The organism is Paenibacillus oralis (assembly GCF_003863965.1).
In the GTDB taxonomy this organism is placed as follows: Bacteria; Bacillota; Bacilli; order Paenibacillales; family Paenibacillaceae; genus Fontibacillus; species Fontibacillus oralis.
In genome coordinates, this window is sequence record NZ_RRCN01000001.1 from 4,828,690 (window position 1) to 4,851,842 (window position 23,153).

The following is a 23,153-nucleotide window of genomic DNA, read 5'->3' on the forward strand; positions in this document are numbered from 1 at the left end:
TTAATTCCTGTCTCAGCTCACCAGGGGTATGGAAAAAGGACCTGGAAATAAAATAAGGATATGTTTCTTGCGTCGGCCACTTCGGCTTTATATATCCCCGGATGGTTTTTTTGAGCATATTCGATCTCTAGCGGAGCAAAATCAAATAGATGCACCTCATGGCCTAAATGGGATAACCAGGACGAATAAACGCCGATCCCTCCTCCGATATCATAAATCACGTTTTTTTGCGGAGGCAAATATCTGGAGATCAGTTCCTGGGTCCGCTCCCATTCAAGCTTGCCGATCCCCCTTTGCAATCTGCCAATCTCGGCGCCTTGGTTATAGAAGTTCAAAACCTCGTCCAGATCCTCCTTTTCCATGATACCGCCACCTCGCTTCTTTTAATCGAGTATTTTACACGTGATTTCTTGCGGTTTAAAGGAAAAATTGCACAAAGATGTTTTCGTTATATTTGACCTTGCCATATGGACTTAGGTGCGTTTCTGAAGTACTATGATAACAGTTTGTCAGTAGGTTAATTTATCGCGAGGAGTAGGAATCCGGCTTCATGCACATCTCTAAACAACCCATAAAAATCAGTCTTTCCGTAGTATTGTCCGCCATGGTTAGTTTCTCCATTCTGATAACCATGTCTATCATGACATACATCCAATATAATAATGAAAAACAATCCCTCTTCCAAAATACAATGTCGCACAATCTATCCTCGGCGCAGAAGATGGCCGTTACTACCGAGGCGCTTTTTTCATCGATGCGGAAAACCCTCCATGCCGTCGCCAACATTTCGCAACTCCGCACCATGGATATAAACAATAAGGAGGAATTGCAACACATTTTCGATCTTGTACTGCAAAGCAGTCCGTATTTCAATTCCGTATTTTGGACGGATGAAACCGGACAAATTCGGACTGTTTCTCCTTATGGCAGCAATATGAACAATACTCGGGTAACGACGAAATGGGCCCTGGAAGCTTTAAACGGCAGAAAATCCTACATCTCCGATCCTTATGTGAGCCCTACGGGACGATTGATCGTTTTTGTAAGTGAGCCGGTTTTTGATGAACTTGGCGGTTACCGCGGGATGATCGGGGGGACGATCTACCTGGAGAAGGATAACATCCTGCATAGTATTTTTGGCTCCAATGCGGGCAATGAAACGGAATCCTACTCCTATATCGTTGATTCCGCGGGCAAGCTGCTTTACCATCCGGATAAGAACCGATTGAGGGAAACTGTGCCTGAAGAGATTGTCCGGCAGTTTCGGGCAGGCAATAGCGGTGAATTGCATTTGAAAAATATGCAGGGCGATGATTATTTGGCGGGTTACGCGAGAGTTGCTACCAACGGTTGGGTCATTGTCATGCAGACATCGAAACCATCGATTATGGCCGATGTTAACGACAACCTGCTGCACTTGATCCGGGGCATGCTCGTTCCGATTGCGGTCATGCTGCTCATTGCCGGATTTATTGCGGCTAGAATCGCCGCGCCTTTTGCCCGGTTATATAAAATAACGAAAGTCTTTGCCGCCGGACAAAATGTTTCTTTGCAGGAATTCAAACCGCATTGGAACCGGGAAGCCGATCAATTGAACCGGATGATGAAAGCGGCTGCCGAAACGCAGGCGAAGCAAACTTCTTTTCTGCAACAGGAAGCGATCACGGATCCTTTAACCGGGTTGTTCAATCGCAGAGAAATGGAACGCTGCCTGGATTTGTGGGATAAAAGAGGGGATAGATATGCTGTTCTGCTGCTGGATATCGACCACTTCAAGACGGTAAACGATACGTATGGCCATCAAACCGGGGATGAAGTTTTAAAAACGGTCGCCAGCGTGATCACGGAGTCCAGTCCTGCAGAGGCGGTATGTTCCCGTTATGGCGGGGAGGAATTTGTCATCCTCCTTCGTGAGCACAACATGGATCAGGTATACGTAATCGCTGAACAAATACGTCAAACGATAAGCGCAGCCCCAACCCCCTTTGCCGGGAAGATTACCGTCTCCATCGGTATCTCGTTATCTCCGGAGCATGGCGTAAGCCGAGCCGAGGTGCTTCAGGCGGCGGATATGGCTTTGTACCGTGCCAAACGCGAAGGGCGTAACCGGACGATCACAGCGGGATGATGGTGCCTTATCCCGGGATAGCCGGATTCACATAACCTTCACTGACTTTTGGAGAAATAACGGGGTATAATCAAAAAAAAACTTCGAAGGATGGCGAAATATGAAATTCTTCGGCCGAACGCTGCGTTTGCAAACGACGATCACCCTAATGGTCTGCTCCGTGCTGGCCTTGGTCCTGCTGGCTGTATATTTGCTGTTTAATATGAAAATTTCCGGGCTGACCCGGGAAGATTTGGAGCATCAAGCGATTACGATCGCCCGCACGGTGTCCAAGGATCCAACCGTTCTGAGTGCGCTGAACGGCCAGGCGGACGCCGGGCTTGTGCAGGAGTTTACCGAAGAAATCCGCACGCTGAACGGGGTGCAGTTCATCGTCGTTATGGACAAGCAAGGCCTCCGGCTGTCCCATCCCGATCCGGCTAAGATCGGGCAGCATTTTATCGGCGGCGATGAAGCCGCAGCGCTAAACGGGAGGGAATCCGTATCTATTGCCAAGGGCACCTTGGGGAAATCCGTGAGAGCGTTTTCTCCGGTGATCGTTGACGGCAAGCCGGTTGGCGCGGTTGCGGTTGGCCTGTCGCTGAACGATGTTAATTCGGCCGTGCGGCAGAACCGCTGGATTATTTATTTGGGGATGGCCGCCGGCGGCGTGCTCGGCGTGTCCGGGGCGGTGCTGCTGGCCCGCAGGCTCAAGCGGATGATGTTCGGCATGGAACCGGACGAAATCGCCAAGCTGCTGGAGGAACGCAGCGCGATGCTGCAATCCGCCAAAGAAGCCATCATCGCTGTGGATGCGCGGGGGTATATCACCTTGATCAACGCCGAAGCGAGAAGACTTATCGGCATAACGGAAGCCGGAGGCAACGCGCAGGAGCTTTGCCCGCTGCTGCGCATGAACAAGGTGCTGGAGAGCGGGGAGCCGCTGAACGACATGGAGATGGAGCAGGACGGGATGACGCTGCTGGCCAATGTCGTGCCCGTCAAAGTGAACGGACGAACCCAGGGCGCCATCGCCACGTTTCGGGATAAGACCGAAATCGACGTCCTGATGGAGCGGTTGTCGGGCGTTTCGCTGTATGTCGAAGCCCTGCGGGCTCAGACCCATGAATTTATGAACAAGCTGCATGTTATGGCCGGATTAAACCATATGCGGCGTTATGATCGGCTGGAGGAATACCTGAGCGGAACCATCCGGCATTTCCAGTCGGAGGCCGGTATGCTCGTAAAGCAGGTGAAGGAGCCCGTGATGGCCGGCTTTCTGCTGGGCAAGCTGAGCCGGGCGCGCGAAGCCGGCGTGAAAATGCATATTCTCGAAGAGGACGTGCTGCCGGAATGCGCGGATGCGGAAACGGCCCATGAGCTGGTCACCATTGTGGGCAACCTGCTGGAAAATGCCCTGGAGGCCCAACCGGGAGAAGAAGGCAAAGATATTTCCGTCGGTTTTTCCCATGAAAACTCGCAGTTGACCGTGACCGTCAGCGACAACGGCGCGGGCATCCCGGGGGAGATGATCAAACGGATATATGAGCAGGGTTTTTCGACCAAAGGCAAGGGCAGAGGCATCGGCTTGTACCTGGTCATGCGCGGCGTCAACAAACTGGGCGGGCATTTATGGTGCCAAAGCGCACAAGGCTCGGGAACGAAATTTATCGTACGCATACCGTACGAAGCAAAAGCATGGGGGACTTATGACTCATGATTAATGTACTCATCGTCGAAGACGACCCGATGGTCGCCGAAATGAACAAATTTTATTTGGAGCAGATTCAGGACTTCCGGGCCGAGGGTTGGGCTGAATCCGCCGAGCAGGCGCTTAGTCTGCTGGATTCCACGCATTACGACCTGCTGCTGCTCGATATTTACATGAAGGGAAGCAGCGGGCTGGAGCTGCTGAGCGAGATCCGCCGCAAAGCGCTGCCTACGGATGTGATTGTCATCTCGGCCGCCAGAGACAAGAGCAGCATCCGGCAGGCGCTGAACAACGGGGCGGTTGATTATTTGATCAAGCCGTTTGAGTTCAACCGCTTTCGCCTGGCCATGGACGCTTATCGCAAACGGGCTGCGCTTTTCAAGAGAACGGGGAGCATGGTTCAGTCGGAGCTTGACGCCATCACGCACGCCGACGCGAACGTAGGGCCAAGCCAACCGCTGCCCAAAGGCTTCACCCGTCAGACGCTCCAAGCCGTATGGAACGCGATCGAGGCGGCTTCCGCCGAAGGCTTCACAAGCGTGGACATCTCCGCGGCGACCGGGATTTCCCGGGTTTCCGCGGGCAAATATTTGACCGAGCTGGAGGCCAGGGGCATCCTCGAAATGGAGCTGATTTACGGGACTGTAGGCAGGCCGGTGCAGAAGTACAAAATAACACCGCACGGAAAGATCCAAATCACGAAATATTTGCAATAAAGTACGCCCTCCTTGCGCGAGCAAGGGGGGTTGTCTATTTTGTGACAGCGCTTACTTTAAAAACTTTAAAAATTCGATCAATATCTACATAAAAACAAAAGCGCTTACAAAAAAGCTATGATGAGGCTGAATTTAAACAAAGGAGGCCTATTTCCCCTATGGAAAAAACTGTACAGACGCAGGCCATTTCGCGCGAACCGAAGTCACAGCCCGCCGACAAGGCGGACGGTTTGCTGTCCAAAGCGCTCAGCGTAAAGATCGGTGTCATTCCTTTGCCGATTTACATCGTGCTGGCTCTGGTCATTTTCGCCGCCGCCGCCGTCGGCGAGCTGCCAAACGACATGATCGGCGGCTTGGCCGTCATCATGATTATGGGCGTGCTGCTAAGCCATCTCGGTTTCAAGCTGCCGCTGCTGAAGAACATCGGCGGTCCGGCGATTTTATCCCTGATGATTCCGTCATTCCTCGTGTTTTGGAATGTGCTGAATCCTCCGGTCGTTGACGCCGTGAACACGCTGATGAAAACGTCCAACTTTCTTTACCTGTATATCGCCTGCCTGGTGGCGGGAAGCATTACCGGGATGAACCGCCAGACGCTGATCAGCGGGTTTATCCGGATTTTCATTCCGATGATCGCGGGAACGGCGGCCGCCGTCGCGGTCGGATTGGCCGTGGGCATGCTGTTTGGCTACACCGCCCACCATACGCTGTTCTACATTGTCGTTCCGATCATTGGCGGCGGCGTAGGCGAAGGCATCCTGCCTTTATCGATCGCCTTCTCGCAAATTCTTGGCGGTGAATCGGGCCAATATGTGGCGCAGATGATTCCGGCCGCGGTCATCGGCAACGTCTTCGCGATTATCGGGGCGGGTATTTTGAAGAAAATGGCCGACAAAAACCCGTCGATTACCGGCAACGGCGTTCTTGTGCGGGAGAAGGGCGGCAAGCAGCTTGGCGGAAGCCATTACGACTCGGAAAAAATCGATTTCCCGCTGATGGGCGGCGGCCTGCTGTTTGCCTGCAGCCTGTTTATCGCAGGTAGCTTGCTGTCACCCTATGTCGGCATTCCCGGCCCGATCCTGATGATCTTCGGCGCGGCGCTGCTGAAAATTTTCAAGCTGCTTCCGTACAAAATTGAACAAGGCGCGTACCACCTTTACAAATTCGTGTCCGGCACCCTGACCTGGCCGCTGATGGTCGGTCTCGGCATTTTGTATATCCCGCTGGAGGATGTTGCTGCGCTTATTTCCATTCCCTACGTACTCGTCTGCGCATCGGTAATTGCCGCGATGATTGTGACAGGCTATATAGTCGGAAAATGGATCCGGATGTACCCTATAGAAGCCGCCATCGTGACAGGCTGCCGCGGAGGGCTCGGGGGAACGGGCGATGTGGCGATTCTTTCCGCATCGGGCCGGATGGAACTGATGCCTTTTGCGCAAATCTCCACCCGGATCGGCGGGGCGCTGACCGTTGTCGCGGCCACGCTGCTGATCTCCGTCTGGGGAGGCTGAACTTAAAGAGTTTTTTGGATAGGAACATTGTCATAAAAAATACAACATTCGATATGGGAGGCGAACCGCGATGAATCAAACGCTGGATCATTCTTATTTGTTTTCGCTGCGTGTACAGTACAAAAGCGGCAGCGACTATATGGCAAACCTGGTGAACATTGTGGAGACGTATCAAGGAACCGTGCTTCAAGTCGAGCTCCAGGATCCGAACGAGCAAGGGATGGCGGAGGCCGAAGTGAAGATATCGGTGCAATATCAGGAGGACAGAGAATTTATCGAAACTGCGGCGCAAAAGCTCGGCGGCGGCGATATCGTGGAGCGGTTAATGGAAATTATGCAATTGCATGAGGGCGGAAAGCTGGAAACGACGCTTAAGCATCCGATTCTCAGCAAGGAGGATCTCTCCAAGGTGTACACTCCAGGGGTCGCCAAGGTTTGTCAGGCTATTGCCGAGGACCAGGAGAAGGCCTACCAGCTGACGACAAAAAAGAACACCGTTGCCGTTATTTCGGACGGAACGGCCGTGCTTGGTCTGGGAGATATCGGGCCGAAGGCAGCTATGCCGGTCATGGAGGGCAAAGCGGCGTTGTTCAAGCAGTTTGCCGGGGTGGACGCCGTTCCGATCTGCCTGGATACGAAGAATACGGAGGAGATTATAGCGATCGTCAAAGCTCTGGCTCCAACCTTCGGCGGCATTAACCTGGAGGATATCGCTTCGCCCCGCTGCTTTGTCATCGAGGAGCGGCTGAGAGCCGAGCTGGACATCCCCGTATTCCATGACGATCAGCACGGAACGGCCATCGTGGTGCTTGCGGGATTGCTGAACGCGCTGAAGGTATGCGGTAAAAATATCCGCGAGGTCAAAATCGTCATCAACGGCGTTGGAGCAGCGGGCATCTCCATCTCCAAAATGCTGCTGCAGGCGGGGGCGGTCAATTTGATCGGCGTCGACCGCGAAGGCGCCATCAACCGCAGCGTGGCGTACGCGAACCAGCACTGGAGCGAATTTGCTGAATATACGAATCCGCATAATGTACAGGGACCATTGTCGGAAGCGATCAAGGGAGCGGATGTGTTTATTGGGGTCTCGGCTCCAAACGTGCTGAAAGTGGACGATCTGCGGAACATGGCCAAAGATCCGATCGTGTTCGCCATGGCCAACCCGACGCCGGAAATCGATCCTTTGCTTGCCGCGCCCTATGTCAAGGTGATGGCGACCGGCCGCTCCGACTTTCCGAACCAGATCAACAACGTGCTCTGTTTCCCGGGGATTTTCCGTGGAGCGCTCGATTGCGAGGCGACGGACATCAACGACGAGATGAAGCTGGCGGCGGCGGAAGCGATCTCCTCCGTGATCGATCCGTCTGAGCTAAGCGAAACCTATATCATCCCGGATGCGTTTGATTCCCGTGTGGTCGAACGAATCCGGCTGGCGGTGGCCAAAGCTGCCGTAAAAAGCGGCGTAGCACGCAAAAATTTGCTTGTCGATGTAAAGTAATGCCGGGCTGAAACCCGAACTATATTCGGAAATGGCAAGTGATGGAAAGTGATGTCGGCTAAAACTAAAAAAATAAGCGAGGCTTCGCCCCATGGTTGTTCAAGGTATAATCATGGCAGAAGCCTTAAGGCCGCAACCGGCCCACCCTGGGATATGATTTATCTAAGGATGGGTCGTTTTCGTTTATCGTATTATACTGATGAAACTTTGAAATCATCTCTTGCAGCTCTAGAAAATATTTGGTAATGTTAATTTGTTACTTTTTACCTATAAATCCTTGAAAGTCCGAGAGTCTTAAGTTATTGAGATAGGACTGCCAGGCTTATAGTGACGCCTCGCGCTAGTTACATCATTATAAGGAGAATGGAACATGAAGAAAGCACCAATCATTGCTATTGCACTTGCTTTAATAGTAGTGTGTGTGGCTGGTTTTATGGTTTGGAAAATTAACGATGATAAAGTGAAAAAAGAGATGGCTATCCTAGCAGATATTTCTAGTATTCAAGAACAGGTAAACACCCTTTATCAAGACGAACAAAAAAAGAATCTGGCTGATCCGATTGACAATGATATGATCCAAAGAGTACATAACTTATTTGCAGCCTATGATAATAAAGAGCTCTCTCCCGAAGCTTCCGCACTATTAGCCCAAGCCTCTTCGGACATAAGTGATGTAGATAAGATGTATGCTTTAAAGCAAAGCGTAGATAATCTGTTCGACGAGAATGGGGCCATCGTGGAGTCACCTGACATAGAGTCCGGCAAAAGCCAGCTGGAGGCATTGAAGTCGGAAAAGCCAGCCTTTGTGGATGAATTAACGTTTAAAATAAATGAGGCAGAAAGTCAAATCAAACAAATCTCGGCAGCAACCAAGAAGGTGGATTCATTATTTACATCATCAGAAAAAACGGCTGTCAAAAAATCCATTAAACAAACCGAAATTAACGAGGCAAAAGCAAGTGTAAAAAAGATTAAACAACATCAAGCAAAAACAGATTTATTGTCGTATGTACAAGTTGCTGGCGTATATCTGGATGCCAAGATAAAAGCAGAAGCAAAGGCAAAGGCGGAAGCGGAAGCTAAAGAAAGAGCTACAGCCCAAAAAAATTCTTCTTCTAAAAAATCTAATGATCTTAAAGGATGGGTACCCTATAGTACAGGGGATGCAGCCACCTTGCTGAAATATCTAGCATCGGGTGATGTTGTTGAATATAACGGCCAATATTGGGCTTCTCCAGAACTGGTAAATATGATGGTGAACGAAGAGGTTGTATATTTTCATGATTTGGCAAATGATTAGAACAAGCCTATCACCAAACATGCTGTAGGAATAATGCAACGAAAAGGCGGCAAACCTTGCATTCAAGACATTTCTTGAGCTGGGGTTTGCCGCTTTCTTTCGGTATGCAGACCAACTTGCTCTCTTACGCTTTCATAGCCTTAATAAAACCTGGAATTATTCTGAGCAATAGAAGCCTGGTCGCATCTGATGTCAAGTTTGGGGTGAAATCGTTGGCGAAATATGCTGGAACCGGATGTGAGGGGACTTCCGCCCCTCTAGCAATATAGGTTTGAGTGGAATTCGGAATTGTATATGAGAAGGGCGGCACAAGGTAGATCAACGGAGTTGTAAAAAAAGGAGCTGTTGAACATGGAGGACCAGTGGAAAATAGCCAAGTATGATCCGGCATGGAAAGATTTATTTTGGCAGCTTGGCGCCAGGTTGAGAAATACGCTTCAAGAAACGGCGTTACGCATCGATCATATCGGTTCAACGTCGATAGCAGGAATGGACGCCAAGCCGATTATCGATATCCAAATATCTGTTGCCGTTTTGGAAGATGAACTTAGTTACCGCGATAAAATCGAATCATTGGGATTTCAATGGAGAATCGATAATCCTGACAAGTCCAAACGCTATTTTCGCGAAGTGCCCGGCAGCAGAAGAACGCATATTCATGTAAGGCGCGCCGGGAGTTTTGCGGAACAAATGACGTTGCTTTTTAGAGATTATTTAAGGGAGCATCCGGAGGAAGGCCGGAAATACGCTGATGAGAAGCATCGGCTAATGAAATTGTTTGCGCATGACCGCCCCAAGTATGTGGAAGGCAAGGGCCCCATCGTGTGGGAGATATTGCACCGGGCCCATCTCTGGTCGCAAGAAACCGGCTGGCAGCCGGGAGAACCTGATGCGTAAACCGGAATGTTCGGAGGAGAAAACGTGAAAAAAGTAAAAGTTCTGCATTATGATGCCTTTTCATCCGTTGTCAATGCTAAAGTATTTTACGCCCGGACACGAAATGAACTTATGCGGTCATGCTACCATCGGCGCATTATATGCCCTAAGAACCCGGGGGCTGCTGGAGGACAAAACATCTTCCATATCGAAACCAATGTCGGCGTGCTGCCCGTTTCTTTTGAAAATAAGGGTGAACAGATTTTGATTACAATGCAGCAAGACGCCCCCCGCTTTATTCCGTTTGAAGGGGATGTACAGAAATTGGCCGAATCCATCGGCTTGGCTAAGGAAGATCTCGATCTTTCCAAACCGATCGTTTACGGCAGCACGGGGACATGGACGTTGTTGATTCCTATCAAGGAGTTAAGCAAGTTTAAAACCATGCAGCCCCGTAACGAGGATTTCCCTCAGATTTTGGCCGAAAATCCGCGGTCATCCGTACATCCGATTTGTTTTGAGGCACATGACGAGAAAGCCTTGATGCATGCTCGGCATTTTTCTTCCCCTTTTTCCGGTACGGTGGAGGACCCGGTCACCGGTACGGCTTCCGGCGTAATGGGGGCGTATTACCTGAAGTATATCGACGATCAGCTGCCAATGCTGGAATTTGCGGTTGAACAAGGCCAGGAAATAGGCAGGGACGGCAGAGTTTGGGTGAGAGCGGTGCGCAATGGCGCAGTATGGATGTTTTTATATCGGGAACGGGAGTGTTTGTAAAAGAAATGGAAGTTGCGCTGGAATAAAGGAGGCGGGAGTTTATGATCATCAGACAGCTAAAATTGAAAACCAATAAATTTAGCGAAATGAAATCATTTTATCGCGACGTGCTTCAATTTCCTATTCTGGAAGAAACGAATTCCTCATTTTCCGTGGCTGCGGGGGAAACCGTGGTTATTTACGAAAGCATCGATTTGCACACGTTTTACCATTATGCTCGGATCAGTTTTGTTTCTATGGCGATGAGAGCGGGACCTTTAAATTAAAGGCTCACCGCGAAAGCACGCCATGATATTCACCATGTGGAAAACTGATGGAAAAACATGTGTGGCAATAAAAATAGATAACTAGACGCCTTGATCAGAAGAGACGCAAATCTCTTGGCCGGGCGTTTTTTATTGGGCGGGAGAAACGAAACATTGGTTTGAGATTCGGAGCCTAACGGACGTGAGAGACGTTATTTGTTCCAAAACAGGGGTTCGAAAGTTTTAACGGACTCAGATGACCTTATTCCCTATGAATTCTCCAAAATAGACTTATCCGAAGCCATATAAGGTCTTCCGGGTCCGTTACAGCGGGAAATACCCGGGAAATGAGCAAATAAGGTCTTTCCTGTCCGTTAGGGTTTCTTCCTTGGGGAGGTCCGCTCCGAATGAGGTGGACGTTATAGGACGTTAGGCAAACAACACGCTTCACAGGCAATTTAGGACGATATATGGTCGTTGTCTCGTATTCCCGCCGCTTCTAACATAAAGGTAACGCAGCAGGACATTTGAAAAAAATAGTTGCGCGGAAGAGGTGGGAGCTGTGAAAACGGTAAATGAGCTGGAGCAGTGTTTAAGCGAGCCGTCCGACCGGCTTGTTCGGGACCTGGCCAAGCTGGACGGCGATTTCCTGATTCTTGGCGTCGGCGGCAAAATGGGGCCCAGCCTGGCGAAGCTGCTCCGGCGGGGGCTGGCGGCAGCCGGTAAACCGGCCAAAATCACGGGGGTGTCCCGGTTTTCGTCGGGGGACCTGAGGCGCGAGCTGGAGGCGGCCGGGATCGCTACGCTGGCAGCCGATCTGCTTGATGAGCAGGCGCTGGCAGGCCTGCCGGAAGCGCAAAACGTCATTTACATGGCCGGCAATAAATTCGGGACGACCGGCCGCGAATATTTCACCTGGGCGATGAATGCGTATTTGCCGGGGCGGGTGGCGGAAAAATACAAAACCTCGCGGATCGTGGCCTTTTCGTCCGGGAACATTTATCCGCTGACCGACATCAAACATGGCGGGGCATCGGAAGAAACCGCACCGTCGCCAGTGGGCGAATACGCGCAGTCCTGCCTGGGGCGGGAACGGGTATTCGAATATTTTTCCCGAAAAAACGGGACTCCGCTGGTAAACTTCCGCTTAAATTATGCGATCGATATGCGGTACGGCGTGCTGCTCGAGGTTGCCAAGGCGGTCAAGGAAGGCAGGCCGATCGACCTGAACATGGGGATGGTCAACGTGATCTGGCAGGGGGATGCCAATGAAATGGCCATCCGTTCGCTGCTGCTCTGCGAATCACCTCCGGTCACGCTAAACGTAACCGGCCCGGAGACGGTATCGGTACGCTGGCTGGCCGAGCGGTTTGGCAATGCCTTTGGTGTAAAGCCGGTTTTCGCCGGTGAAGAGCAGCCGACCGCGCTCCTTAGTAACGCTTCGGCCGCCCATGCTAAATTGGGTTATCCGCGGGTACCGCTTCGGCAGATGATCGAATGGACGGCGGGATGGGTGGAAGCCGGGGGAGCAACGCTCAGCAAGCCAACGCATTTTCAGGAACGGGCGGGTGTTTTCTGATGGGAGAAAATTTAAAACCCGAAATTCACCAGCTGATGCATCGCGGGACCGTGATTCCGGCCCACCCGCTGGCGCTCGATGCCGGCCGCCGGCTCGATGAACGGAGACAACGGGCGTTAACGCGGTATTATATCGCGTCCGGGAGCGGTGGCATCGCCGTAGGCGTGCATACAACGCAGTTCGAAATCCGGGAACCCGGGATCGATCTGTATGAGCCGGTGTTGCGGCTTGCCGCCGAGGAAGTGGAGCGGGCGCGGCTAGACCGCCCTTTCATTAAAGTGGCGGGGATCTGCGGGCCCACCGTTCAGGCGGTGCGCGAAGCGGAGACGGCCGCCGCCTTGGGGTACGATCTAGGGCTGGTCAATAGCGGCGGCCTCATGGACTCGAGCGAAGCGGAACTGATCCGGCGCTCCGAAGCGATATCGTCGGTGATTCCGGTGTTCGGCTTTTATTTGCAGCCTGCGGTTGGCGGCAAGCGGTTCAGCTACGCGTTTTGGCGGGAGCTGGCGGAGCTTCCCGGGGTGAAGGCGATCAAGATCGCGCCGTTCAACCGGTACCAGACGCTGGATGTCGTCCGCGCGGTGTGCGAGTCCAGCCGCAGGGATGAGATCGCATTGTACACAGGGAACGACGATAACATTGTGGCCGATCTGCTGACGGTGTACCGGTTCCGGGCCGCGGACGGACAATGGGCGGAGAAAAAAATCGCCGGCGGCCTGTTGGGCCACTGGGCGGTGTGGACGTCAAAGGCGGTGGAACTATTGGAGGAAATCATCGCCCTGCGCGAGCGGGGGGAAGTCCCTTCCGCCGAATGGCTGAGCCGGGGAGCCAGGATCACCGATGCGAATGCGGCTTTTTTTGACGCGGCGAACGGATTTAAAGGCTGCATTCCCGGCATTCATGAAGTGCTGCGGCGGCAAGGGCTGTTGGCGGGCAACTGGTGCCTCAATCCGGACGAACAATTGTCGCCGGGACAAATTGCAGAGATTGAACGCGTCTATCGCGCATATCCTGATCTTAACGACGATGAGTTTGTCCAGAAGTATCTGGGCGAGTGGCTGAATGAAGCGTAGGCTGCCGTATTCGGGCAAAAAGCCAAACCACGAAAAAGGAGGCGGACGAAGCCGGTGTTGCCAAACGATACCGCGGCGGGAAAGGGCTCTCTGGAAGCAAGGCGTTTTTACTGGAAGGAGGAAGATCGCGGGTTTATTGCGGACGCTTGCCGCAAGCATTGGCCGGAGGAGGTGCGGGAAGTGATTCGCCGGGCCGGATTGGCCTGCCGCAACACGTTTATTTTTACCCATCGCTGGGATATGGAGCGCTGCGGGGAAGAGGTGGTTTTTCCGGGGCGGATTGACTGGAATTACCGTCACCGTGGCGACCTGGAATGGCTCGTGATGCTGAACCGGGCGCGATATATGGGCGAGCTGGGGCAAGCCTATTGGCTCACCGGAGAAGAGCGGTTTGCGGAAGGCTATATTCGCTTGCTGAAAGATTGGATGACGCAAAACCCGCTGACCGAGGAAGAAGTACGGGGCAGTACCAACCGGGCCTATAACGTAAAAGACACCTGGCGCAAGCTCGACAGCGGCATCCGGATCACGCACTGGTTGAAGGGGTACTACTGTGTCCGCGTCTCCGGGCTTTGGGGAGAAAAAGAGGAGGCGTTGTTCAAGGAGGCGGTCCGCCGGCACGGCATGTACCTGAGTCTTGCCTATACGCCGCATGATAGACAGAGCAACTGGGGGTTTTTGGAGACGAACGGTTTGTTTCAGCTGGCTCTGCTGTTCCCTGAGGTTGAAGATGCCAACGAGTGGCTTAAGGCGGCGATCCGGCGGCTCGAAGAGATGTGTCCTCTGCAGGTGTTCGATGACGGACTGCAAAACGAGCAGTGCAGCATGTACCACCATGAAGTGCTGCATTGCCTGTTCGAATCGGTGTGGCTCGGGGAATTAAATGGCCTGACGATGCCGGCAATCCTGAAGGACACCTTGAACCGGATGTACACCGCTTCACTCGCGCTCGTGCAGCCAAACGGGCATCAGCCGGCCTTGAGCGACAGCGACGTCACGGACATCCGCGATGTGCTGGCGCGAGGGGCGGTTTTGTTTGGGCGCGGCGACTTGAAATCGCAAGGTTACGAGGTTCTTGATTACGAGGGAATCTGGTTTTTCGGCCCCAAAGGCTTCGCCGACTATGAGCGGCTTCCGGCCCGGGAGCCGGAATTTGCCTCGATCGGGCTGGCGCAAAGCGGGTACGTCTTTATGCGCAGCGATTGGAGCCGCTTCGCCCGCTACTTGACGTTTGATGCCGGGCATATGGATGTGATTCGGGCGCACGGGCACGACGACCTGCTGCATATCAATTTGTTCGCCTACGGCCAGGAGTTCCTGACCGATCCCGGGCGCAACACCTACATGGAAAATGCTTACCGCCAGTATTTCAAGGAGTCGCTCCAGCACAATACGTTATCCGTTGACGGCAGGACCATTTCAACGTACGTGGACTCCTGGAAATGGCGTGACCCGGCCCACCCGCTTGATGCCTGGTGGCGCCTCACCCCGGAATACGATTACGCGCAGGCCGGCCATGACGGGTACTGGCGTTTGCCGCATCCGGTGCAGGTGCTGAGGCAAATTTTGTTCGTCAAACCGGATTACTGGATCGTGGTCGATACTTGCCGGGCGCATGGCGAGGAGGTGCATGATTACAGGCTCCCGTTTCATTTTGCCGAGGGGCTGGAACTAAGCTTTGAGGAGGACGGCCTCGCCAAAGCCTGCTCCCCGAACGGAAGCGGACCTTTGCTGCGCTTGATCCCGCTGGGGCAGGTGAAGACAGAGGTGGAGCCGTGCTGGATTTCCCGGAATTACAACGAGAAAACCTTCTCAAGCAGACTTGTTTTCCGGCAAAAGGGGAGCGGCTTCACCAAATTCGTGACGGTGCTGTATCCGGCCGGGTCCGCTGAACAAGCTGCGCCTACGGTGCGGGAACTGGAAGTGCTGGACAGCTACGGCAACAAGGTTGCGCCGCACCTGGCTACGGCTTTGTCGGTGGTGCGCGAAGGCGAAGGCGTCGCGGAAGATGCGGTTTTGTTCTCCCATCAGGGGCCGCGCGGCTACCGGTTTGCCGATGTCCATCTGAGCGGCGACGTACTGCTGGTGCGAAGAAGCGCCACGCCCGGAGTTTCCGTCCGGACATACACCGTGAAGGTTTGACGAAGCGGTACGCTGGCGTATTTCAGTGGTTCTGACAGGGGCGCTCATCCTGCCCCCTTTTTTATGAAGAAAATTTTTTAGGTCGTTTTAAGGACGTTCACCTTTAGTAAGAGCAGAAGTACTTTGAAAATAAGGAAACCACACTCGCCATGGATATATAGAAAAAAATAACAAGGGGTGGAAATTCGAGCTGGGGGGATGCACATGGAACGGCTGATCATCAAGCGGCAGATGGGTAAACGGGCGGGCCTTTTATTAACTTTTTCATTGATATTCGCACTGTTCATATCGGCCTGTTCGGGCGGTGGAGGAAGCGGGGCGGCCACGGGAATTAACGATGGAGCGGGCGAACAGTCCGGGCAGCAAAACCAGGGGCAGAAGGGGCAAGGCGGGGCTGCGGAAACGGTGGAGCTTCGGCTTGGCTATTACTCTTCCGCACAGACAGATACCAAAATGCAGGAGCTGATCGGCAAATTCCAGGAAAAGCATCCGAATATAAAGATCAAAACGGAATCCTCGCCGTATAATCAATTTTTTCAGAAGCTTGATACCCAAATCGCCGCCGAAAGCGCCCCCGATGTCTGGCTGTCGGACGGCGTGTTCGTGCCGAAATACGCGGAGCGCGGCGTGCTCAAGGATCTGACCGAACTGATCGAACGGGACCTGGGCAAGGACGAATATTACGGGCTCGACTTCAACAAAGACGCAAACAGCAAATACTGGGGCGTCCCGCAAGGTATCCAGATCGCGGTGCTGTACTACAACAAAGACATGTTCGATGAAGCCGGCGTCGCCTACCCGACCGAGGATTGGTCCTGGGATGACCTCAAGGCGGCCGCCGAAAAGCTGACCAAGGATTCCGCCGGAGCTTATGCGGCCGATGCCGCTTTTGACAAAAACAAAATCAGCCAGTACGGCCTGACATTTTTCAGCATTACGGAGGGCTGGATGACCGTGCTGAAATCGTACGGGGGCGGCGTGCTCGACGAAACGTTAACGAAGTCGATCATAGGTACGCCGGAAAACAAGCAGGCGATGGAATGGATTGTCGACGGCATGCAGCGCGAATTGTTCACGGCGCCTTCGGACTTGAAAAGCTTCCAGAGCAACATGGCCCCGTTCCCAAGCCAAGCGGCGGCGATGCGGATCGGCATTTACGCCCGCACGATCGACGCCAACAACGCGGGACTAAACTACGACGTAACGCTGCTCCCGAAGGGGCCGGACGGTAAACGTTTTTCCCCGGTCATCGCCAACTCGTGGGTGATCAACAAAAAGGCGGAAGGCGCCAAAGGGGACGCGGCCTGGGAATGGGTGAAGTACTGGGCGACGGAAGACGAGGTGCAAAATGAATGGGCGTCGCTTGGCGAAGCGGTTCCGGTGAAAAAATCGGTGGCCAACTCCGAGCGGTTTTTAAGCGGCAAACCCGACAATAAGCAGGCGTTCCTGGACAGCTTCGAATTTGCCGGAACGCTGGACGTCAACGCGGTGTGGAGCGAATGGGTCGGGAAGTTCGGCGACAGCGTCAACCGGGCGTTTGAAGGCGAGATCGGCGTCGACGAGGCGCTGAGCCAGGCGGATAAGGACGTGCAGCAGGTGCTCGACGAATTTTATAAGAACTAGACGGAAAGCGCGTGATAAGCATGTTGAAAAAAACGGAAACCGTGCGGATCGAAGGCGGACAGAAGTCCGCCCGCATCCGCAAAAAACGGCTTAATAACGATGGCAAATGGGGACTCCTGATGGTGACCCCTTATCTCGTGCATTTTATCGTGTTTGTGCTGGGCTCGCTGCTCGCATCTCTCTATTTCAGCTTTTCCAAGTACGATATTCTGAACCCGCCGCAGTGGACGGGGCTGGACAATTACCGGAAGCTGCTGAATGAGCCGGTGTTTTGGAAGGCGCTGGGGAACACCGTTTATTTCACGGTTTTGTTCGTGCCGCTGCAGACAGTGCTGGCGTTGATTTTGGCCGTGGCGCTGAACCAGAAGCTTAAAGGGCTGAAGATTTTTCGGCTGGCGCATTTTTTGCCGGTGATCTCCTCCTGGACCGTCATCATGTACGTGTCCGACGCCGTGTTCAATCCGCGGTTCGGCTTTGCCAACGCATTGCTGCAAACCATCGGCCTGACGCCGCAAAAATGGCTGCAGGATGAGCATCTCGTCATCCCGCTGCTCGTGCTGATCGCGGTGTGGAAGGGCATCGGATACATTATGGTCATTTACCTGGCGGGCCTGCAGAACGTCCCTTCCGATGTTTACGAAGCCGCGGAGATCGACGGCGCGGGGACGCTGCAAAAGTTTCGCCGGATTACAGTGCCGCTGATCTCGGGCACGACGTTTCTGGTGCTGATCATGAGCACGATTTCGACGTTTCAGGCGTTCGAGCAAATTTACGTCATGACCGGCGGGGCGCTGGACGCTTCGTCCGCAGGCGGACCGAACAAGGCCAGCCTGGTGCTGATGATCTATCTCTATCAGGAAGGCTTTTCATTCCTGCGCATGGGCTACGCCTCGGCGATCGCCTGGGTGTTGTTTGTCATCCTGTTTTTGCTGACGGTCGTGCAAATGTCGCTGCAGAAAAAGTGGGTGCATTACGAATGAGAAAAGACGCCGAAGCGGGAAAGAGGGGGGCTGGCGCATGAAATGGAACCGCTGGCGGGACGTCACGGGATACGCGGTTATGATTTTAAGCTCGCTGGTGATGCTCACGCCTTTTTTGACGACGCTGTTTAATTCCTTGAAAAGTTATGCCCAATATACGAAGGTGCCCCCGGAATGGATTCCTTCGCCCGTGCAGTGGAGCAATTATGCCGAAGTGTGGAAAATGGGACCGTTCGGACAGTACACGCTGAACAGCGTCATCATCACGGTGTTGTCGGTGGTTGGCGCGCTGATCTCCTGCTCCATGGTGGCGTTCGCTTTTGCCAGGCTGAAATTTCCTTTGAAAAATACGCTGTTCCTCGTCGTGCTCGGGACGATGATGATCCCGCCGGTCGTGCTCATCATTCCGCAGTTTGTCATCTTCAAATCGCTGCATATGCTGGATACGCTGACCCCGCTGTGGATTATCGAGTGGCTGGCCCAGCCGTTTGGGATTTTCTTGATGCGCCAGGCTTTCCTCGGCATCCCGCGCGATTACGAGGAGTCCGCCCGGCTCGACGGCTGCAACCCGTTCCAGATTTACGTGCGTATTTTTATGCCGATGTGCAAACCGACCTTCGCGACGCTGGCGGTGTTCACGTTTATGACGAAGTGGAACGAAATCTTGTCCCCGGCGATCTTCCTCACCTCCAAAGAAAACTTCACCCTGCCGATCGGGATTTTATCCATGTCGGGCCAATGGTCGGGAAACGAGCAATATATGGTCGCCGCCGCGCTGATGAGCCTGATCCCGATCCTGCTCGTGTTTTTGTTCGCGGAGAAATATTTTGTGCAAGGCAGTAATTCTGCTGGGATTAAATAGGCCGGCAGAATTCTGCCAGGGCAGCAACTCCGCCGGTATCAAGTAACGTGAGTACGACTCAAGTAAAAATATAACGAAAAAAAATGTCCCTATTTTGGCGGCGTCCCCCTAGTTTAAGTTTAATAGAGGAAATTTTTACCGCTATTTTCTTGAATCGCAGAGAAATGGCCGTTTTCGCACCGTTCGTTGGAATATAAGGACATAAAATGTCGCTAAGGGTGGTGAACATGCAGAGATTCGGAAAATAGGACCATAAAATTCCGCTATTTTTATGGGGGCTCATTCGTCGGACCGTAGTGCGGCTGGCTAACGGACTCAAACGACCTTATTGGCCCGAAAAAACGGGGTTTCAACTTCTAACGGACAGGAGGGCTCTTATTTGCCCAAAAATGGCGGAAATCGCGCGTTTTAGAGGTAAATAAGGTCTCTGGTGTCCGTTACATCCTGAAAACTCGTGATTTCAGCTAAATAGCGGCGCTGGAGTCCGTTAGGATTCCGCTGGCCTCACCGGCCGGTCAAGTTGAGAAATGAGCCGCACCGTGAGCAGTAATGTGAACTGTAGCATGAACTATACCATGAGCCGCACCATGAGCAGTAATGTGAACTGTACCATGAACCGCGCCGTGAACAGCAACGCAACCATTTTAAATTTTGACCGGGGAGGGAACAGGATGGCCTACCGGGTGGCCCTGATCGGGGCGGGGATCATATCGGGACATCATTTGGAGGCGATCGGGCAGGTGGGGCCCGAGCGGTTAACCGCCGTGGCCGTGGCGGACACGGATGAGGCGAAAGGCCGGGCAGCCGCAGAAAAATACGGCCTCGCCTTCTACACTCGATACCGGGATATGGTCCGCGAGCAGCGGCCGGATATCGTCATCATTGCGCTGCCGCATGATCTGCATGAGGAATGCGCTAGTTTCTGCGCAGAGCATGGCTGCCATCTGTTGCTGGAAAAGCCGATGGCCTTAAACATAGCCCAGTGCGATGCGATCCTGGCAGCCGCAAGTCAAACAGGGGTCAAGCTGATGGTCGGCCACACTCAGCATTACTTGCCGGCTAACTTATGGGCCAAAGCGCTGATTCGCAGTAGGCAGCTCGGAAAACTTGTGGCGATCCACGATACGCGCCATCTGCCTTACTACAGCGACAACCGGCCCCGCTGGTTTTTCGAGAAGGCCAAGGCCGGCGGGGGAATCATGATGAACCTTGGCGCTCATTCGATCGACAAAATCCAGTGGCTCACCGACAGCCGCATCCGCAAAGTTAAAGCGAGCCTTAGTTATGAAGGCGGGATCGGCGATGTGGAAGGAAGCGGTGTGGTTTTTGCGGAGACGGCGAGCGGTCTGGGGGCGGTCATCGTCCAGTCCGGGTACGAAGGCGTGGCAAAGGACGAAACTGAGTTGATCTTCACCGGCGGGATGGCGAAGTTAAATTCCGCCAGAGGGCTGTGGATCAGCCGGAACGGACGATATGAGCCGGTTACGGGCGGCGAGTGGGGCGATTGCGCAGATCCGTTTTGCCTGCAGCTCCAGGATCTGCTGCAGGCCATCGAGCGCGATGCGGAGCCGGACAGCTCCGGCGCTTACGCTAGATCCGTCATTGCCGCGCTCGAAGCGGTGTACCGTTCGCATGAAACGGGGGTGGAGCAAATTGTGCGAAGCTCGTAAGCCGCAAGCAGACTGCCAACGCCGTTTAATCGATGCGCCGCCGGATACACTGGGGGCATCGGACACGCCGACTGCACCGGATACGTTGGATGCGCCAGGTTCACCGAATACGCAGGATGTAGCGCGCGCACCAGACACACAGGATGCGCTGTGTGCACCTGACATGCAGGATACGCCGAGTACACCGGACACGCTAGATACGCCGGGCGTACCGGGCACGTTGGATATGCTGGATGTCACGATCCCCCAAACTTCCCTTGCCCCCGGCAGCAATGGCATGAAGTTCAGCCTCTGCTCGACGGGGCTGAAATCGCTGACGCTGGAGGAGGTGCTTGCCGCGTGTGAGCGGCTGGGGCTGCACGGCGTCGAGCTGTGGATCGGCCATCTCGAAGAATACGCCCAACGAGGCGGCACCCCCGCCGATCTCTGCCGGCTCCTCGCCAGGCACCGGTTGGCCGTTCCGGCGATCAGCGGGTACACGTACTTTTCCCGGAGCGACAGCGAATCCGGGCGGGATGTAACCCGCATCAGCCAAGCGGCGCGGTGGGCCGCGGCGGTCGGCTGCCCGCGCATCCGCACGTTCGCGGGGCATCTGGCCTCGCGGGAGGCGAGCGGCGAGCAGTGGAGCCGGGCCGCCACCGGCTTGGGGAAAGCGCTAAACGCTTGCCACGAGCAGGGAGTCAAGCTGGCGGTGGAAATCCACAACGGCACGTTCGCCGATACGGCGGACTCCCTCGCGGCGCTGCTCGGGCAAGTGGGTCAAACAAGGCAACCCGGGGAGCTGGAGCTTATTTACGACGGCTTTAACCTATTTGTCGACCGGCTCGAACCGCTGCCGGTGCTGAAACGGTTTTACGGCTCCATCACGCATGTTCATTTTAAGGATTACCGCTGGAACCATGAAGACTGGGCGTTAAGCAGGCCGGTTCCCGTGCTGCAGGGTGATGCGGACCACCGCTCCATTTTGAAGGAGCTGCGGGCTCGGGGTTACGACGGCTTTATTTCTTTTGAATATTTCGGGGAGGATGTTCTGGAGCTTACGCGGCAGTCGTACGCCGAAGTGAGGGATTACTTGTCCCGCACAACAACCTGAACCGAAAAGGTCCATACAAGCGGTAAACGGAGGTGACGGTCGTCATGAACATGAAGGTGGCGGTGATTGGCCCGTACGATCTGGTGGAAACGGTGCTTCAGGCGGGCGAAGTTTTTCATGAGTTGTCCATGTTTCCCGCGCCTTATCAGCATGAGCAGGATACGCTGAACGTCGTCACCGGGGTGCGGGAACAGGCGGATATTTTGCTGTTTACCGGTCCGATTCCTTACCAGCTGGCGCTGGATAGCGATCCCGGGCTGCCGATGGTGCATGTGCATTATTCCGGAACCGCGCTGTATAAGGTGCTGTTTGATTTTTTCCGGCGTCGGCCGACAGCCTTTGACGAAGAGGTCCGCATCAGCGTCGATGTGCTTCAGTCTCAAGAGCTGGCCGAACAGCTTGACGAATTGGGCTTAACGCACCGGCAAATCTACGTGAAATCCTACGCTTCCGGAATCCGTCATGACGACCTGGTCGCTTTTCATTACGATTTATGGAAAAAAGGCCGCGTAACCGCCACCGTCACCTGCGTGACCTCGGTTTACCAGCAGCTGTCCGAGCTGGGCGTTCCGGCTTTCCGCGTCATTCCCACCCGCTCGTCGATCCGCGACTGCCTCAGCCGGGCGCTGCTCGAAGGAAAAAGCCTGCGGCTCAGCCGCACGCAAATCGCCATCGGCATATTAAGCATCGACCATTATGAGCGGGTGCTTAAAGAAGCGGTCTCCGAATACGATATCCAGCGCAAAAAAATCGTGCTCCAACAAATTTTTGTCGATTTCGGCGAGGCGACGCAGTCGCTGATCAAATGGAACGATTCGGGAGAAGTGTCTTTTATTACGACGCAAGGCATCATCGAGCAGGTGACCCGGAAATTTCAGGAGGCCCCGCTGCTGTTGGAGGTGATGGAACGGCTGCAGTGGAACGCGAGCATCGGCATCGGGCTTGGCCGGACGGCCAACGAAGCGGAAGGAAAGGCGCGGGAAGCGCTGCTGAAAGCAAAGGCGGGGGGCGGGGGCAACTGCTTTTTGATTATGCAGGACGGTCTCGTTTACGGGCCGCTGGGATCGGAGCTGACTTTAAAATATTCGGCGCGCAGCGAAGACCCGGAGCTGATCTCTTTGGCGAAAAAAGCGGGGCTTAGCGTCGGCACGATCAACAAGCTGATTTCGCTCTGCCGCCGGCTCGGCACTTCGACCCTGACCGCCGCGCAGCTGGCGGAGGGCTTCGGCATTACGCTGCGCAGCGCGCGCCGCATTATGGCCGCGCTCGAAAAGTACGGAATCGCTGCGATCGTAGGCGAGGAACAGCCGGTGGGGCGCGGCCGTCCAAGGCAGATTTATACGCTCAACCTGGACAATATCCGTTCAGAGTAAATCGCCAAATT

At 54.0% G+C, this 23,153-nt stretch carries 19 protein-coding genes; 18 read left to right on the plus strand and 1 reads right to left on the minus strand.

Features of this window, described 5'->3' with window-relative positions; translation table 11 throughout:
• Nucleotides 1–17: 17 nt before the first annotated feature.
• A complete protein-coding gene (locus EHV15_RS37535; protein ID WP_246061728.1) occupies nt 18–362 on the minus strand; it encodes a class I SAM-dependent methyltransferase in 345 nt (114 codons plus the stop codon).
• A gap of 242 nt (nt 363–604) precedes the next feature.
• Between EHV15_RS37535 and EHV15_RS21530 the strand changes: the two genes are divergently transcribed.
• The 18 genes from EHV15_RS21530 to EHV15_RS21615 all read left to right on the plus strand — a co-directional run bounded on the left by EHV15_RS21530 (nt 605) and on the right by EHV15_RS21615 (nt 23,142).
• A complete protein-coding gene (locus EHV15_RS21530; RefSeq protein WP_246061955.1) occupies nt 605–2,128 on the plus strand; it encodes a sensor domain-containing diguanylate cyclase in 1,524 nt (507 codons plus the stop codon).
• A 100-nt stretch (nt 2,129–2,228) separates the two neighbouring features.
• Complete coding sequence (dcuS, locus tag EHV15_RS21535; RefSeq protein ID WP_128633021.1) at nt 2,229–3,827, plus strand: DcuS/MalK family sensor histidine kinase; 1,599 nt, start codon at nt 2,229–2,231, stop codon at nt 3,825–3,827.
• Nucleotides 3,824–4,534 (plus strand): response regulator, encoded by a 711-nt coding sequence (locus tag EHV15_RS21540; RefSeq protein ID WP_128633022.1) that lies wholly within the window; start codon nt 3,824–3,826, stop codon nt 4,532–4,534. Before dcuS ends, EHV15_RS21540 begins: the two co-directional genes overlap by 4 nt.
• Nucleotides 4,535–4,692: 158 nt before the next feature.
• The gene (locus EHV15_RS21545; protein WP_128633023.1) at nt 4,693–6,048 is read left to right on the plus strand and encodes a 2-hydroxycarboxylate transporter family protein; all 1,356 of its coding nucleotides are present in this window, start codon (nt 4,693–4,695) and stop codon (nt 6,046–6,048) included.
• A gap of 220 nt (nt 6,049–6,268) precedes the next feature.
• The gene (locus EHV15_RS21550) at nt 6,269–7,546 is read left to right on the plus strand and encodes an NAD(P)-dependent malic enzyme (protein ID WP_425464484.1); all 1,278 of its coding nucleotides are present in this window, start codon (nt 6,269–6,271) and stop codon (nt 7,544–7,546) included.
• A gap of 370 nt (nt 7,547–7,916) precedes the next feature.
• Nucleotides 7,917–8,846, plus strand: coding sequence for a toxin Cry1Ac domain D-VI-related protein (locus EHV15_RS21555; RefSeq protein ID WP_128633024.1), 930 nt, complete (start codon nt 7,917–7,919; stop codon nt 8,844–8,846).
• A 351-nt stretch (nt 8,847–9,197) separates the two neighbouring features.
• Entirely contained in the window at nt 9,198–9,743 is a 546-nt protein-coding gene (locus EHV15_RS21560; protein WP_128633025.1) for a GrpB family protein, read from the plus strand.
• A gap of 24 nt (nt 9,744–9,767) precedes the next feature.
• A complete protein-coding gene (locus EHV15_RS21565; protein WP_425464441.1) occupies nt 9,768–10,502 on the plus strand; it encodes a PhzF family phenazine biosynthesis protein in 735 nt (244 codons plus the stop codon).
• Between the two features lie 41 nt (nt 10,503–10,543).
• The gene (locus EHV15_RS21570) at nt 10,544–10,768 is read left to right on the plus strand and encodes a VOC family protein (RefSeq protein WP_128633026.1); all 225 of its coding nucleotides are present in this window, start codon (nt 10,544–10,546) and stop codon (nt 10,766–10,768) included.
• 541 nt (nt 10,769–11,309) lie between these two features.
• On the plus strand, nt 11,310–12,326 hold the full coding sequence (locus EHV15_RS21575; protein WP_128633027.1) for an NAD-dependent epimerase/dehydratase family protein: 1,017 nt from the start codon (nt 11,310–11,312) through the stop codon (nt 12,324–12,326).
• Nucleotides 12,326–13,399 (plus strand): dihydrodipicolinate synthase family protein, encoded by a 1,074-nt coding sequence (locus EHV15_RS21580; RefSeq protein ID WP_128633028.1) that lies wholly within the window; start codon nt 12,326–12,328, stop codon nt 13,397–13,399. Before EHV15_RS21575 ends, EHV15_RS21580 begins: the two co-directional genes overlap by 1 nt.
• Nucleotides 13,400–13,453: 54 nt before the next feature.
• A complete protein-coding gene (locus EHV15_RS21585) occupies nt 13,454–15,541 on the plus strand; it encodes an alginate lyase family protein (protein ID WP_246061729.1) in 2,088 nt (695 codons plus the stop codon).
• 231 nt (nt 15,542–15,772) lie between these two features.
• The gene (locus tag EHV15_RS21590; RefSeq protein WP_128635466.1) at nt 15,773–17,164 is read left to right on the plus strand and encodes an ABC transporter substrate-binding protein; all 1,392 of its coding nucleotides are present in this window, start codon (nt 15,773–15,775) and stop codon (nt 17,162–17,164) included.
• 20 nt (nt 17,165–17,184) lie between these two features.
• Complete coding sequence (locus tag EHV15_RS21595; protein ID WP_128633029.1) at nt 17,185–18,144, plus strand: carbohydrate ABC transporter permease; 960 nt, start codon at nt 17,185–17,187, stop codon at nt 18,142–18,144.
• A 37-nt stretch (nt 18,145–18,181) separates the two neighbouring features.
• On the plus strand, nt 18,182–19,006 hold the full coding sequence (locus EHV15_RS21600) for a carbohydrate ABC transporter permease (RefSeq protein WP_128633030.1): 825 nt from the start codon (nt 18,182–18,184) through the stop codon (nt 19,004–19,006).
• Nucleotides 19,007–19,677: 671 nt separating this feature from the next.
• Entirely contained in the window at nt 19,678–20,676 is a 999-nt protein-coding gene (locus tag EHV15_RS21605; RefSeq protein WP_128633031.1) for a Gfo/Idh/MocA family protein, read from the plus strand.
• Nucleotides 20,660–21,769, plus strand: coding sequence for a sugar phosphate isomerase/epimerase family protein (locus tag EHV15_RS21610; protein ID WP_178075925.1), 1,110 nt, complete (start codon nt 20,660–20,662; stop codon nt 21,767–21,769). Before EHV15_RS21605 ends, EHV15_RS21610 begins: the two co-directional genes overlap by 17 nt.
• A 44-nt stretch (nt 21,770–21,813) precedes the next feature.
• Nucleotides 21,814–23,142: a helix-turn-helix domain-containing protein gene (locus EHV15_RS21615; RefSeq protein WP_128633033.1), complete on the plus strand. Its 1,329-nt coding sequence runs from the start codon at nt 21,814–21,816 to the stop codon at nt 23,140–23,142.
• Nucleotides 23,143–23,153 lie beyond the last annotated feature (11 nt).